The sequence below is a fragment of the Rhizobium sp. TAL182 genome, assembly GCF_002117725.1.
In the GTDB taxonomy this organism is placed as follows: Bacteria; Pseudomonadota; Alphaproteobacteria; order Rhizobiales; family Rhizobiaceae; genus Rhizobium; species Rhizobium esperanzae.
In genome coordinates this window covers 41,926-54,906 of sequence record NZ_CP021027.1, presented here as the reverse complement: position 1 = coordinate 54,906, position 12,981 = coordinate 41,926, and the positions used below count along the sequence as shown (strand labels likewise).

12 protein-coding genes and 7 pseudogenes are annotated in these 12,981 nt (G+C 59.5%); 9 read left to right on the top strand and 10 right to left on the bottom strand.

Annotated elements, in window-relative coordinates; translation table 11 throughout:
• Nucleotide 1: 1 nt before the first annotated feature.
• Entirely contained in the window at nt 2-394 is a 393-nt protein-coding gene (locus Tal182_RS24690; protein ID WP_004674379.1) for a hypothetical protein, read from the top strand.
• 77 nt (nt 395-471) lie between these two features.
• On the opposite strand, the pseudogene Tal182_RS24685 reads toward Tal182_RS24690, so the two are convergent.
• The 4 genes and pseudogenes from Tal182_RS24685 to Tal182_RS24665 all read right to left on the bottom strand — a co-directional run.
• Nucleotides 472-1,139, bottom strand: a pseudogene (locus Tal182_RS24685) (IS66 family transposase zinc-finger binding domain-containing protein); the annotation flags it as partial.
• Nucleotides 1,140-1,186: 47 nt separating this feature from the next.
• Nucleotides 1,187-1,474: a hypothetical protein gene (locus tag Tal182_RS24680; RefSeq protein ID WP_008534161.1), complete on the bottom strand. Its 288-nt coding sequence runs from the start codon at nt 1,472-1,474 to the stop codon at nt 1,187-1,189.
• Between the two features lie 326 nt (nt 1,475-1,800).
• Nucleotides 1,801-2,028: pseudogene (gene tnpB, locus Tal182_RS33135) on the bottom strand (IS66 family insertion sequence element accessory protein TnpB); the annotation flags it as partial.
• A 224-nt stretch (nt 2,029-2,252) separates the two neighbouring features.
• Entirely contained in the window at nt 2,253-2,720 is a 468-nt protein-coding gene (locus Tal182_RS24665) for an avidin/streptavidin family protein (RefSeq protein WP_004674376.1), read from the bottom strand.
• A gap of 183 nt (nt 2,721-2,903) precedes the next feature.
• Here Tal182_RS24665 and Tal182_RS32875 point away from each other — a divergent pair.
• The 6 genes and pseudogenes from Tal182_RS32875 to Tal182_RS24640 all read left to right on the top strand — a co-directional run.
• A pseudogene (locus Tal182_RS32875) lies at nt 2,904-3,011 on the top strand (transposase domain-containing protein); the annotation flags it as partial.
• A gap of 320 nt (nt 3,012-3,331) precedes the next feature.
• The gene (locus tag Tal182_RS24660) at nt 3,332-3,937 is read left to right on the top strand and encodes an FAD binding domain-containing protein (RefSeq protein ID WP_237353339.1); all 606 of its coding nucleotides are present in this window, start codon (nt 3,332-3,334) and stop codon (nt 3,935-3,937) included.
• Between the two features lie 186 nt (nt 3,938-4,123).
• Nucleotides 4,124-4,408 (top strand): 2Fe-2S iron-sulfur cluster-binding protein, encoded by a 285-nt coding sequence (locus tag Tal182_RS24655; RefSeq protein WP_040111703.1) that lies wholly within the window; start codon nt 4,124-4,126, stop codon nt 4,406-4,408.
• Nucleotides 4,405-5,166: an N-acyl homoserine lactonase family protein gene (locus tag Tal182_RS24650; RefSeq protein ID WP_004674371.1), complete on the top strand. Its 762-nt coding sequence runs from the start codon at nt 4,405-4,407 to the stop codon at nt 5,164-5,166. Before Tal182_RS24655 ends, Tal182_RS24650 begins: the two co-directional genes overlap by 4 nt.
• Nucleotides 5,163-5,487: pseudogene (locus tag Tal182_RS24645) on the top strand (xanthine dehydrogenase family protein molybdopterin-binding subunit); the annotation flags it as partial. The gene Tal182_RS24650 and the pseudogene Tal182_RS24645, both read left to right, overlap by 4 nt.
• Before the next feature lie 190 nt (nt 5,488-5,677).
• Nucleotides 5,678-6,060: pseudogene (locus Tal182_RS24640) on the top strand (transposase); the annotation flags it as partial.
• A 598-nt stretch (nt 6,061-6,658) separates the two neighbouring features.
• On the opposite strand, the gene Tal182_RS32420 reads toward Tal182_RS24640, so the two are convergent.
• The 3 genes from Tal182_RS32420 to Tal182_RS24620 form a co-directional block, all read right to left on the bottom strand.
• Nucleotides 6,659-6,802, bottom strand: coding sequence for a hypothetical protein (locus Tal182_RS32420; protein ID WP_164517822.1), 144 nt, complete (start codon nt 6,800-6,802; stop codon nt 6,659-6,661).
• Between the two features lie 39 nt (nt 6,803-6,841).
• Nucleotides 6,842-7,099: a BON domain-containing protein gene (locus Tal182_RS24625; protein ID WP_029875514.1), complete on the bottom strand. Its 258-nt coding sequence runs from the start codon at nt 7,097-7,099 to the stop codon at nt 6,842-6,844.
• Nucleotides 7,100-7,253: 154 nt separating this feature from the next.
• Nucleotides 7,254-7,463 carry a CBS domain-containing protein gene (locus tag Tal182_RS24620; RefSeq protein WP_008534154.1) on the bottom strand — a complete coding sequence of 70 codons (210 nt, stop codon included), beginning with the start codon at nt 7,461-7,463 and terminating at the stop codon, nt 7,254-7,256.
• A gap of 270 nt (nt 7,464-7,733) precedes the next feature.
• On the opposite strand from Tal182_RS24620, the gene Tal182_RS24615 reads away from it, so the two are divergent.
• Entirely contained in the window at nt 7,734-8,786 is a 1,053-nt protein-coding gene (locus Tal182_RS24615) for a type III polyketide synthase (RefSeq protein ID WP_085861360.1), read from the top strand.
• Nucleotides 8,787-9,006: 220 nt separating this feature from the next.
• On the opposite strand, the gene Tal182_RS32410 is transcribed toward Tal182_RS24615, so the two are convergent.
• Nucleotides 9,007-9,144 (bottom strand): hypothetical protein, encoded by a 138-nt coding sequence (locus Tal182_RS32410; RefSeq protein ID WP_257784652.1) that lies wholly within the window; start codon nt 9,142-9,144, stop codon nt 9,007-9,009.
• 628 nt (nt 9,145-9,772) lie between these two features.
• Here Tal182_RS32410 and Tal182_RS33220 point away from each other — a divergent pair.
• Nucleotides 9,773-10,354: pseudogene (locus tag Tal182_RS33220) on the top strand (response regulator); the annotation flags it as partial.
• Between the two features lie 409 nt (nt 10,355-10,763).
• Here Tal182_RS33220 and Tal182_RS24595 read toward each other — a convergent pair.
• Both Tal182_RS24595 and Tal182_RS24590 read right to left on the bottom strand, forming a co-directional pair.
• Nucleotides 10,764-11,412 (bottom strand): annotated as a pseudogene (locus Tal182_RS24595) (BON domain-containing protein).
• 123 nt (nt 11,413-11,535) lie between these two features.
• Nucleotides 11,536-12,891: a trypsin-like peptidase domain-containing protein gene (locus Tal182_RS24590; RefSeq protein WP_011053299.1), complete on the bottom strand. Its 1,356-nt coding sequence runs from the start codon at nt 12,889-12,891 to the stop codon at nt 11,536-11,538.
• Between the last annotated feature and the right edge of the window lie 90 nt (nt 12,892-12,981).

Genomic DNA, 12,981 nt, shown 5'->3' with positions numbered 1-12,981 from the left:
TATGAGCTTCACTGGCACTTGGAGTTATCGCAGCCTGATCAACAATCCCGATTTATCGGTTGATTTCAATGCACTGGAATTTGGCCAGGGAACGCTGGTGCTGACCGAGTTGGCTCGGCGCAAGGTCGGCGGAACCATTGGTGGGCCCGGGTGGTCGCTGGAATTGACCGGTACGGTGCGTCCGGGAGACCCTGTCGAGCTGCAATTCACTGGAAAGGGCGATGTGGCCGGCGAGACCTGGATCTACAGCTATCGCGGCTACATCGTGCCGAACTGGCCGAATGGCGTCGATCAAAGGGACGCCATTGTCGGTAGCATCGTCCGCGACGTCCCGCATTCGCATGGGGTCGCCGCAGCCGGCTACGTTGCCTCCTGGTATGCCGTGCGACAGTGATGCTCCAGCATTTGCCGCAGCTCGAAGACATTCGGATCAACATTCACCGGCCAGGGTCTGGGTCGACGGACCGATGCCTCACATTTGAACCGCGTGCTCTGGCGGTTCAGCGGGATGTGCTGCCCGAACTTGTCGAACACGATCGTCGCCAGCAACTGAGGGCCGATGAAGCCGCGCGGGCGTCGCATGGAACGGTGCGGGAGCCTGACTGATCGCCTCGCAATCGCGGCAGGTAAATTTCTCGCGCACCGTCTCGATCACCTTGAATCGGCGCGGGATATCCTCCAGCGTTTCCGTCACATCCTCGCCCAGCTTCGACAGCCGCGAGCCGCCACAGCAGGCACATGCCGTCGGCGCTTCGATGACGATGCGTGCGCGCTCGACGTCTTTGGGCGACGCCTTGCGCACTGGACGCTTGCGGGCGAAGGCGCGCACGGACTGCGTTCTGGCCGCGGCCTCTTGGACGCTCAGTTCGTCCTCGGCGGCCTACGCCACGAGCTCTTCGAGCTGCAAATTCCAACTGATCGATCAGCCGCTGCGTGCGCTCGCGGCGCGGCCCGTGCTTCTCGCGCTCCAGCTTGCCGATCAGCAACTGCAAATGCACGTTGAGCGCCTCAATGCTCGACAGCCGCGCCTTCGCGTTGGCCGCGTCCGCCTCAGCTTGCAGCCGCGCAACACGTTCGGCCAGCAGCGCCGGATGAGCGCTGGCAAGGTCCGATGGCAGGGTAAGCGGCGGCAATGTCATAACGACATTGAATCAGATTTCTCAACAATCTCAATGCAAAAATTGAGTCAAACCCGGCTGGGGCGCCAGGTTTCCTGCCGTGCGCGCCAGTCAATTCCCTCCAGCGACAACGCATGTTGATGCCCCTCCTGGTGAGGCTGAATGATTCTCAGATCGAGTTGATGAATGGTACGGTTGCGAAGGTCGCGAACCGCGTTGACGACCGCTGGGGAATTTTGGAACAAATATGCTCCGGTTGATTGCTGGTCGATGAGCAGGCGCTTCCGCCTGATTTGAACGTAAATCCAATTGACGGGAATATCGAGCCTGGCGGCAAGTTGTACGGCGCTGAGCAAACTAGGTTCGTGTGTCCATCTGTTGCGCTGTGCCTTTACCTAGATGCCCGCTGCAAGGCGGAGGCGTTGCACAGTGATTGGCAAAACCTTCTCCTCACAATTGGGCGAATGGTGTCCTTCGCGCGTCAGTATTTCAGGCTTCGACATATCCCTGTGTCGCAGACACGGGTATCAGCAAGGTCGATCCACCACGATGTTCAACCTCATACGACGGCGCGAAGTTGCCGCCTCTACGTCCCACCTCACGCATCACATTAAAGGAGCGTCCAAATAACGGATGGCTCGGATCCAGCACCCCGATCTTGTCCGGTGATGATTCGTCAGACTCACAAGCAGGGATATTTCTGTAGACCTTCGAGCAGATAACCGAGCTGCGCCGGTGTGATCACCACCGTGCCGTCAGCGGCTGACGGCCAGATGAAGCGGCCGCGCTCCAGCTTCTTCGTGAACAGACAAGCGCCCTGGCCGTCACGCTAGATAAACCTTCCTCGCTCCAATTTTTTCGTGAACAGGCAGGCCCCCTGGCCATCGTGCCAAACGACCTTGATCAGATCGCCGCGTTTGCCCCAAGGCGGCGCATCCTCGGATGCTTACTTTTGTCCGGAAAGCTTGCCGTTTTGGCCGCATTGAACTCATCAAATAAGGATTTGCGCCGCGCGGACGAGCACGCGGCGCTTTTATTCGGCAGGGAAAGCAGCTTCGTCTAAGCCTTTGGCCATATTCGATGAATTCTTGCTCCACAATCTCTGACGGGCCAGCGCCGGCAGGGCAGAGGAGATTAATCCTTCAAGAGGCTTTTGTTCTCAGTCGTCGGCACGTACTGGAAAGTGTCTTGTCCTTGCTCAATGGCCGGACCGGAGCCGCCTTCGTAAGCGAGGTTCCAGCTCGTGACTATCTCAGTGTTGTTGCCGTTGACCTGTGCGTAGCCGGTCCATCCGGTTGCGGAATTGCAGTTCTCCGTCGAATTGTTCCAGCCGACCGAAAATGCGATGAACGTCCCGTTTACCCTTCCTGTTAGCGGATAGGGCGAGTTCTGGCATCCGGTGCCCTGGGCTCTGTTTACATATTGGCCGGAGACATTTCCGAACGAGTCGACTTGAATGATCATCGTCGAGCCGGACTGGTTCTGCCAACTGCTGGAAGCCGATGCGATGCTTGAAAAATCCTTGAAGTTGCTTGCATCGAAAGCAAGAGCTGAGGTTGCTACAGCAAACACAAGTGCTGCAACTGCATTAGTACGGATCATGGTTTTTCCTCCTGATGTGCGCCGACCGTCGGCGATCGTACCGAAGGTTGCATATAAACTCGTAATAATCAATCAATCCGAGTAGCAATTTCCCGGGTTGAGAAAACCGAAAGACGGGCCGCGCGTTGCGTGGCGCGGCCCGAGAACGAGCATCAGGAGTGAAGACTTACACGATGCAAATTACGAACGGGATAGCGCAACGCTAATATCTTGACCATCATTGGAACGGACAAACTGCATGGCCGCAACCCCGAGAGCTACCTCACGGACGTCCTAACCCAGATCAAAGATTAACCGGTAGATAGGCTTGAAGACCTGTTGCCGTGGAATATGCTTCCGACGGTCTCCACTGCGCAAAAGGCCGCCTGATGGCTCGTTCGATGCATATCTGCACGATCGAAGACGTGGCCACCATGACCGGCGAGAACCTCGAACTGCTCAGAGAGATCGTATCCATCCGAGCAGGGCCGCGGGATTTTGGGCGCCGCGCGTAGTAACGTCGGTTCATGGAGATCGGATCGAACTGCACGGAGATCGGGTGAGAATCGGCGCCGACGGTACGCCATCACTTGACCGCGACAGACCCGATCATCCGCCAACACTTGCCGATCGTGCATGAGGCGATGCATCACGTCACCCATATGACCGTGCGCAACCGCGGCACCTTCGGCGGCAGCGTCGCGCATGCGGATCCAGCGACCGAGATGCCGATGATGACACGGTTCCTCGGTGGGACGGTCATCGCCTCCTCTCAGCGCGGCAGACGCGAAATACCTGCAGCCGATTTTTTTGTCGGATCGCTGGTCAACTCGTTGGAACCGGACGAGTTTGTAATTCGCGTCGAGCTCGACGCGATGAGACCGGATGCCGGATGGGGATTTGAGGAGTTTGCAAAACGCCACGGGGACTTCGCACTCGCTTGCTTTGCGACGACGCTGCATTGTGTAGATGGCAGGGCGTCTGACGTTCGCGTTGGCATGATGGGCGTTGGTGAAACCCCGCTGCGGCTTGAAGAGATCGAGGGCATCATCGAGGGGACGGATGTTTCCGAGCCGGCTCTCGATACGGTGGCGGATCGCCTGGCTGGAATCCTCACGCCCAACACGGATATCCATGCCTCTGCAGATTACCGCAGGCATCTCTCAGGCGTCCTTGCCAAACGGGCCCGTCGCGCCGCCTGGAGCCGCGCGAACCACGAAAGGCTTCAAGCAAGATGAGTGAGAAGACGATCACCGTCAGCGTCAACGAAGCGTATATGACGCGCACGATCGAAGCACGAACGCTGCTGAGCCACTTCCTGCGCCAGGATCCTTTGCCTGACCGGAACCCATGTCGGGTGCGAACATGGCGTTTGCGGTGCCTGCACCGTCATTCTCGATGGAAGGAGCGCACGCTCCTGTCTGATGCTTGCAGTGCAGGCAGACGGAAGCGAAATCGAAACCATGGCCAGGGAAGCGTCGATACTCGGACGAATCCAAGAAGCGTTCCGCCAGCATCATGGCCTGCAATGCCAATTTGTAGGCCCAGTTTCATCGTTGGCGATCATCGACCTTCTTCGCCACCATCCGCTGGAAACCGATGATAAGATCAGGGAAGCGCTCTCAGGAAACATCTGTCGTTGTACGGGCTATGAAAACATCGTCAACGCCGTCCGCGAACTGGCTAGCAAGAGAGGACCTTTAAGATGAAGATGCATTTTCTCGAGGCCGGCCGCCTTCGTATGCGCCGGTCCATCTACGTCCCTGGGGCGCTGAAGGAAGAAGCGATTGAATTGCCGGTTCACGCCACCCTGATGCGCCATCCCCAAGGCAACGCGCTGTTCGATAGCGGATGCAATCCAGAGGCCGCCATCGATCCAGGCGCGCGATGGGGTGGGTTAAGCAAGGTTATGACCCCGATCTTTTCGCCAGAGCGGACGGTCGTTCATCAGTTGAAGACTCTTGCTCTCGATCCCGAGGACATAGATGTTGTGATCTGTTCACATCTGCATCCCGATCATTGCGGCTGCAACGCGTACTTTCGGCGCGCAACGATCCTCTGCCACGAAGCGGAGGCGCAGGCCGCCACGGCAAGCGGTGCAGAAAATCAAGGCTATCTTCGAGGAGAATGGGACCAGCCCCAGGGTTTCCAGACCTTCAATGCCGAGCATGACGTCTTTGGCGACGGGCGCATCGTCTTGCTGCCCATGCCGGGTCATACCCCCGGAATGACCGTCGCCCGTGTCGAGCTGGAAAAAGATGGTTCATTTATACTCGCTTCAGATGCTGCCCCGCTCCAGGCGAGCGTCGACACCGGTATCGCTCCGAGAAATACTTGGAACATCGAACTCGCCGCAGAGGCACTCGCTCGCCTGAAAGCTCTTCGGGAGCGGGGAGCTTCTATCATTTTCGGCCACGACGACGCGCAATGGCAAGAGTTGCGAAAGGGTGTGGAGTTCTACGAATGAGCCAGCAGGACCATTCCGTCGAGCTGCGGCCCAAACTTGTCGGCAAGCGGGACAAGCGCACCGAAGATCCACGTCTGCTGACGGGTGTTGGTCAGTATGTCGATGACATGGCGCCGCGGTATGTTGCATATCGCATTGCGACGCTCCGACCAGCCACATGCCCGAATCCTGAACATCGATGTCGGCGATGCGTTCTCGGTGCCCGGCGTCGTCGCGATCTATAACGCGAGCGACCTGGAAGGAGAGATCAAACCTGCCATACCGACCTCGCGTATGCCTGGTTATTACGCCACCCCCATATGGCCACTTGCACGCGGGAAAAGGTGGCCGTTCTATCGGATCGTGTCCCAGTACGTGGCGTAGGTGACGGTAGGGAGTAAAGCCGAGCGCCCGCGCGCTTCTCGTTGCGCTGTAGCGGGTGATCGGCTTTGCGGGCGGCCATCAGTGTTTTTCCGCTAGGGTCGGGTTGTTCAAGACCAACCTGACGGAAAGATCACCGAGGACCAATGACATGATGAACGTGCGCTCCCTTGTTGAGAAGAGTGCCGATGCAGATTTGTTGCGTGAGATGATCGGTCTTGCTGCCGAGCGGCTGATGGAGCTGGAAGTAGGCTCGGCTACGGGTGCAGACTTCGGTGTGAAGAACTCGATGCGGCTCGCACAACGCAATGGCTACCGTGACATCGGGAGACGCGGGCTGGCACCGTCGAGCTTCGCATTCCGAAGCTGCGCAAAGGCAGCTACTTTCCGAGCTTCCTTGAACCGCGCCGCATGGCAGAGAAAGCTCTGACGGCCGTTATCCAGGAAGCGTATATCCAGGGAATCTCGACTCGTTCTGTCGACGACTTGGTCAAGGCCATGGGTATGAGCGGCATCTCCAAAAGCCAGGTGAGCAGCCTAACATCGGGACGAACGCAATCTGCGGGGCGAAGGTGGCTGCGACGGCCATCCTCATCAGCGGCTGGAGATAGATCAGATAACCGCCCACGGTGACAAGGATGCCGATCTGGAGTAGCGGCTCGGAGATGCTGGTCCCAACGAAACTGCCCACCGGTTCCGCTTCCGCAAAGACGATCGACAGCTCAACCCCCTCGAGCGTGGATTCCGATGGCGGCGTCTCGGCCCGATGCAGAACGCGCGCCCCGAGCCAAAGCGTGCTTTTTTCGCCCACCCAGCTTCTTTAGAGGTTGGAGGTGAATTTATCGCGCCCTTCAACACTGCGACCGCGAGATAGAGGGAGACGAGAAAGAGAAGAGACCGGTATGACGCTTGCTCGGTCGCCTCATTGACGATCCGGCGCTGGAGTTCGAGAGGCGCCGCGCCGATAACGAAAAGAGCCAGGGACAGCCCTGCGACCAACGCCTGATGACGCCTTCCCATCAGCCAGATGAAGCCGAATAGTTCGGAGAGCATCGAATCCGTCGCGCCATTTGCGGGACGCGGCCGGACAATTAAATCCTGGAGGGCCAGATGTTCATCGCGCACTCACGGGTCAGAGAGAGCGCTCGACGCGCCCGGTTCGGGAGTCGTCGGATGGCCTCACCAGTAGGACGCTCACGACCGTCCCCACCATGAGGATCAGGATGACGAGGAGAAACCTCGACGCGACGGCGTCTGCGATGACCCTGACAAACATGACGGAAACTCCAGGGACGATTTCATAGTTTGAGAGAGCTCACCATGCGGTAGCCAGGGTGATGTTGTTTACCACGCCGCCGACGCCGCGGATGCTTTCCGCCGCCACCCTGGCCGCCGAGCATTCCAGCTCCGTCTCGACCTCTCCCCTCAGGGTCACTGCCCCGTCGGAGACGGTCGCATTGACGATGGGGAACCTTATTTCGAACTCGGTTTCCAGGCGGCCACGAACGGCCGTCCCTAGGGCCTCGTCGCCGGAAGCAGTACACTGCCGTCGAACATCGAGAAGCGCTCGCATCAAGTCGTGACGGCTGATTATGCCGGCGAGTCTGCCGTTCGGTGTTTGATGTCGTGGGCCTGCAGGAGTTCTGCGAGCTGGCTCGCGGTTGCGCTCGGGGCGGCGCTGACGACGGGCGTCGACATCACGTCCTTGACGCGCCAGCTTCGGGCCTTCACATAGTCCGCCAGTGCATCTTCGCGGTCGCGCGTATGCGGTACCGCCCGTCTCGCCCAGGATGACGCCACCCGGCGCAGCAGGTCTCCCCGGTGACGATGCCGGTGAGCCGCCCTTCGCCATCGATGACGGGCACCGCGCCGATCTTGCTGGCGTTGACGATCTCGACGGCTTCCCTGACGTTGTGTCCCTCGTCGAGCGTCGTCACGGGGTCGTCATGATGTCTCTAGCAAGCATCGCGCTGTCTCCTTTTCGATCGGACAATTACGGAGCCAACTTGTTGAGCGCATTGACGTGGATCAAGGCAGACACGAAGCCGCGGGAGGCATTCTTCACGCGTCGTCGTCTCTGAAGCCTTCCGACGAAGTGCGGCGTCAGGCTCGCCCGCATTGCAACTTATTGAGGATCGAGGCGTTACGGTTCGGTCTCGTCCTCGCGCGGCGTACCAAATTCTTCCCGCGCCGTCGCAAGGAGTCTTATGCAGCAACCCGTCAAGCTGGTATCCGTCGGCACCGCCGTTCCGCCACATGTCATCGACCAGCGTGACGCGGCGCGAGCCTCGCACACCGCGTTCTCATCGCGATTTGGCGATTTCGAAAAGCTGGCAAGGGTGTTCGAAACCTCGGGAATTCGGCGCCGCTATGCCGTCCGGCCGATCGAGTGGTATCTCGAGACGTCGGGATGGCCCGAACGAAACCTCGCTCATATCGAGGGCGCGGGTGCAATGTTCGTCGCCGCCGCCAGCAAGGCTCTCGTGTCGGCGGGCATTGCAGCAGGCGATGTCGACACGATCGTAACCGTCTCCTCGACTGGTATTGCGACACCTAGTCTGGAAGCGAGGGTAAGCCGAGAACTGGGCTTCCGGGACGATGTCGAACGGGTTCCCGTGTTTGGCCTCGGCTGTGCCGGCGGAGTCTCTGGGCTTTCAATCGGGTCACGGCTGGCGGCATCCCGGCCAGGCTCAGTCGTGCTGGTGGTCGCCGTCGAGACCTGCACGTTGGCATTTCGCATGGACAAGCTTACGAAGGCGAACATCGTGGCGACCGCCCTCTTCGGCGACGGGGCCGCCGCCTGCGTGGTGCGTGCTAGTGAGACCGGTCTGGCCGAGGTCGAACTTGCAGGCCAGCATACGTGGCCCGACACGCTAGACATCATGGGATGGAGCGTCGATCCGGAGGGTCTGGGCGTGATCTTCGATCGTGCGATACCACCGTTCGCCGAAACTCATGTGCTGAAGGGCGTAACGTCCATACTCGCCCGATCAGATCTTGCTCCTGCCGACGTTGACCGGTTTGCGTGCCACCCCGGTGGATCAAAGGTTATCACCGCCTTGGAATCGGCGCTTAAACTAAGCCAGGGAACCCTCGACCAGGAACGTGAGGTTCTCTCGGACTATGGGAACATATCCTCGCCAACCGCGCTGTTCGTACTCGAGAAGCTTCTTGCGCAAGGACTACCCAGGAGAACTGTCCTGACGGCGATGGGACCGGGCTTCACCCTTAGCTGCCTCTCGTTGACGGCTGCAGCATGACCCGGCGATCATTCTCCAGGACGTTTTAAGATCGCATCGTTTGCAGAACGAACAGGACTCGAAACAGGTAGCTGACGCTGCAAAGGCTGCGATTGCCGTGGGACACCCCAAGTCGAAGGCGAGGTTGCCACCTCGCACTCGAATCCTTTCTCCTGCGTGCCGGCGTAGCTGCGGCAGTATGGCTGGTGGTAGTCGCTACCCAATCCGGTCCTCTGTCGCACTAGGAGGAGCGTGCCCAGCGCCAATTCTGGATTTCCGGCAAGTCTTCTCCACGCTCCCGCACGAACGCCCGGTGCTCGTCGAGCTTTGCATGCAAGGCTGCCGTCACATCTGGCACCTTTTCGGCGAGGCCGGGCACGCGCGCGATCGGTCGCGATGTCTATCTGCGTGTATCTGAACCATGCGATCCAGCCATGGCACTGAATGTGCATCGGCAAACAAAAGCGGATTTACAACCAACGTTGTCAGATACGTCTCCCCCAAGCGGCATTGATGTCTCGGAGGCCAGTGTCTCTCGATTACGCCTGTCATCGATCGCCGACCTCGGCAGGCCACAAGGAGTGGGAAACTTTGATCTCCTACGCACTTTGCTCATCGCTTCCCATTCCTAGCTGCATTGAAGCGTATCTGGGGCAGAGTGACTTCAAATAGGCGCTTCAGCGGAGTCCACCGACCGAGGCACTGGATGTTCGCAACCAACTGCCGCTTTTCCGGAAGATGATGAGTTAAGGTGGCAGGAAACGGAATAAGACTGGTTGACGAGAAGCCCGGGAAAAACAACAGAAACTGGTTCGAAAGTTTTTGTTCGTTCATCAGCGCTTTTTGTTGGATTGTGAGAGCACGGATCCTGCCAACTGCTTGATAGCAGTGCTGTATTTCGTGCTCGATAGAACCTGCGAAGCCTTGTCCTCCATCGCAGCTCCTGTCTGCTTTGAGGTGCCCGCCTGCAAGGGCTCTGTTGCAAGATCGACTTCGACTATGTCGGGATGTACCCCGGCGATCCGCCCCGGCAGCTACGTCCTCATTTCCGTGACCGACACCGGCACCGGAATGACGTCCGATGTGATGGAGAGGGCTTTCGACCGTTCTTCACCGCGAAACCGACGGGCTCGGGAACGGGGCTTGGGCTGAGCATGGTCTACGGTTTCGCAAAGCAATCCGCAGGGCACCTGCAGCTCTACAGCGAACTTGGCGAAGGGACGACGGTGCGCCTCTTTCTTCCACGCGCCGACGCCGGAAAGGATTCTCATCCGAACGAGCAGCGGGCTGAGGAAGCCCCGCCTCGGGGCACGGAAACTATCCCGGTGGTCGAGGACGACGCGAGAGTTCGCCGAGTGACGGTCAGCCGCCTGCAGACGCTTGCCTACTTCGTGATCGAAGCTACGAACGGGATCGACGCGTTGAAGGAGCTGGAGGCGGGGCATGACGTAGCGCTCCTGTTCAGTGATGTGGCCATGCCGGGAATGAACGACGACGAACTGGCCCGGAATGTCCGGGAGCGCTGGCCGAGGGTGAAAATTCTCCTGACGTCGGGCTTTTCTGAACCCCATGCCGCGGAAAAGGAGATCGAAGCGGGCGCCGGCTGGCTGAAGAAGCCGTACACTGCATCGGAGATGTCGACCCGTCTCAGGCTGCTGCTCGCCGCGAGGCCTAATAGCGATTCTGCTCGACAGCAGGATTTCAATTTAGAAAAATCAAACCCGAACCTCAATCGCGCTGCCGTTGCGGGGACTCATATCTTTCTTCGCGGAAGATCCCAGCCTACGTCGCCACCCAAGGTCGCTCTCCAACAACAACAATGGTCGCCTTGTGCTCGCGACGGAGGCTCTGCAACGGGTGGTGCGGAATTTCATTCCGAAGACGAGATCTGCGCGCAAGTCGATCAAGGAAATTGGGCTCTATGCGAAGGGCGCTCAGCGGCGCCCTTGCTGCTGAGTGTGGGCAGAGCAGTAACGTCTAGCCAATCCCGATATTCGATCACCCGACCGTCAGTCGGTCGTCGAGAGTTGCTGATCCCTGGAGCGGACCATGCAGCGCGCTCCGCCGCCTGCCGTTCCGACCAGGTCTTCACCTTGCCGGAGAGGATTACCTTTCTGCCTTGGACGTCGATTCTGATTGCATCGGCCTCAAGAGCGGCGTCGCGTTGGAAAGCATCCTCGATGCGTTTCTTGACATCCACCGCCGTAATATGCGGCTTCAGCTCCACTAGGTTGGACACCCCTACTACGCCGGCGAGATGCCGCACGGCGTCGTAGGCAGCGTTCTTTTGATATTGCCACTCGACCTCTCCCCGCAAGGTGATCCACCCTTTGAGGACCCGCACCTGCACCGAATCCTTTGGCACGGAAACGTTCCAGTCGAGCATTTTGACAGCTCGCCGGGCGATGTCGTCGTCGTCTGTTTCCTTCGGCCCGAAAATCCGGACCTCGATATCGGCAGCTATTCCGCGCACGCCCTTGACGCGACTAACCACGCGCTCTGCGGCGTCTTTCTCCGCGTAGGTGCGCGCGTGACCAGTCAGTGTGACGATCCCGCTTTCGACCGCGACGCCGATATCAGCCGCGTCGATACTGGGCTCGAATTCCATTTCGTCGAGAATGTTCTGTCTGAGTTGAATGTCGTTCATGACAACCTCCTTCAGGTTTGCGACGTGCCGATCGTGACAGCGCCACAGATTTTCGTCGTTGATCTTCATCAAGCACGAGAGCGACCTTGGAATTTCAGCGGACAGAACACGGTCTGCGGGCTGCTACTGGGTCTGCACGTCAGCGGCCACGAAGAGGCGGTGGCCGTTCCTCACGACGGTGATGAGAGCACGGGCATGCTCCTTCACGAGTATTGAGAGGAGTTGCCCGACGTCCGTCACCGGCTGCTGGTCGAGAGCGACGATAACGTCGTCCGGCTGCAGGCCGGCCTGTGCCGCGACCGAACCCTCGGCGACGACGACGACGCGGGCGCCGGGACCATCGGGAGAGTTCGCCATCTCGGCGTCGGCGAGAGGGCCGCGGCCGATATGAATGGTACGCGGAGCAGCCGGTTCGGCAACCGGTGCGTCGGACACCACGGGAAATGCTTCTATCCTTCGGCTCGCGCGGTCGATCTGGAAGGACGGCTTGGACTGCAACGGTAGCGATCCCACAAGCCTTCGAACGTCGGACGCGCCGCGCACCGTCCTTCCGTCGACCATCCGAATGACGTCGCCCGGCTGAATTCCTGCATTTGCCGCCGGTGAACCCGGAAGGACTTCGCTGACCAGCGCGCCCGCCCCTTCATCGATGCCGAACGCCTTTGCGAGACCGGGCGTCAGGTCCTGCGTTAAAATTCCCACCTCGCCGCGTACCAACTTGCCGGTCAGGATGAGCTGCCGCATCACGATGCCGACAGTCTCGGCTGGGACCGCAAAACCGATGCCGATGCTTCCTCCGGCGGGGCCGATGATCGCGCTATTGATCCCGACCACGACGCCGTCCTCGCTTACAAGCGCGCCGCCCGAATTGCCGGGATTGGTCGACGCGTCCGTCTGAATGAATCCTTCGTACCCCTCCGATCCCACGGCACGGCGCCCAAGCGCGCTTACGATGCCCATCGTCGCGGTCTGGCCCAGGCCGAAGGGATTCCCGATCGCCACGACGACGTCGCCGACGTGAAGCGAGGACGCGCTTCCAAACTCGGCTTGAACAAGATGATCAGGTGGAATTTGAACGACAGCGACATCCGTCTCGGGATCGGCGCCGACAAGTTTCGCTTGGAAGCGTCGGCCGTCGGAGAGCGCCACCTCGATTTTTGAGGCGCTTGCTATGACATGCTGGTTGGTGACGATGTAGCCGTGGACCTCGTCGATGACGACACCCGATCCGGCCGATTGGAAGCTGTGCTCTGCCGGCGCAGCGTCGTCAGGTAGTCCGAAGAACTTTCTGTAGAAGGGATCAGCAAGCGTTGCATCCGCGTCGTCGAGTTCCCTGCCCTGCACCGAGATGCTGACGACGCTCGGCACGACACGCTGGAGCATCGGCGCGAGCGACAGGCTGTCTGCAACGGCTGGAGCCGACAATAGGCTCTCACCTGCGATGAAGAGCGCCGCCAAGGCGAGCAACGAACGCGACATCTCTGATCTCCTTGCGGAAGCGCCGCCGGTTGTCGGCGGACGTCTTGACGAAGAAGCTTTTGTGTAGCGCAAGCAAAGCGCATTGATCCT

Coding starts and splice junctions, on each gene's coding strand:
- Tal182_RS24690 (WP_004674379.1), top strand. CDS start 2: ATGAGCTTCACTGGCACTTGGAGTTATCGCAGCCTGATCAACAATCCC.
- Tal182_RS24665 (WP_004674376.1), bottom strand. CDS start 2,720: ATGATCCGTACTAATGCAGTTGCAGCACTTGTGTTTGCTGTAGCAACC.
- Tal182_RS24655 (WP_040111703.1), top strand. CDS start 4,124: ATGCTTGCAGTGCAGGCAGACGGAAGCGAAATCGAAACCATGGCCAGG.
- Tal182_RS24650 (WP_004674371.1), top strand. CDS start 4,405: ATGAAGATGCATTTTCTCGAGGCCGGCCGCCTTCGTATGCGCCGGTCC.
- Tal182_RS32420 (WP_164517822.1), bottom strand. CDS start 6,802: ATGTTTGTCAGGGTCATCGCAGACGCCGTCGCGTCGAGGTTTCTCCTC.
- Tal182_RS24625 (WP_029875514.1), bottom strand. CDS start 7,099: ATGCGAGCGCTTCTCGATGTTCGACGGCAGTGTACTGCTTCCGGCGAC.
- Tal182_RS24615 (WP_085861360.1), top strand. CDS start 7,734: ATGCAGCAACCCGTCAAGCTGGTATCCGTCGGCACCGCCGTTCCGCCA.
- Tal182_RS24590 (WP_011053299.1), bottom strand. CDS start 12,891: ATGTCGCGTTCGTTGCTCGCCTTGGCGGCGCTCTTCATCGCAGGTGAG.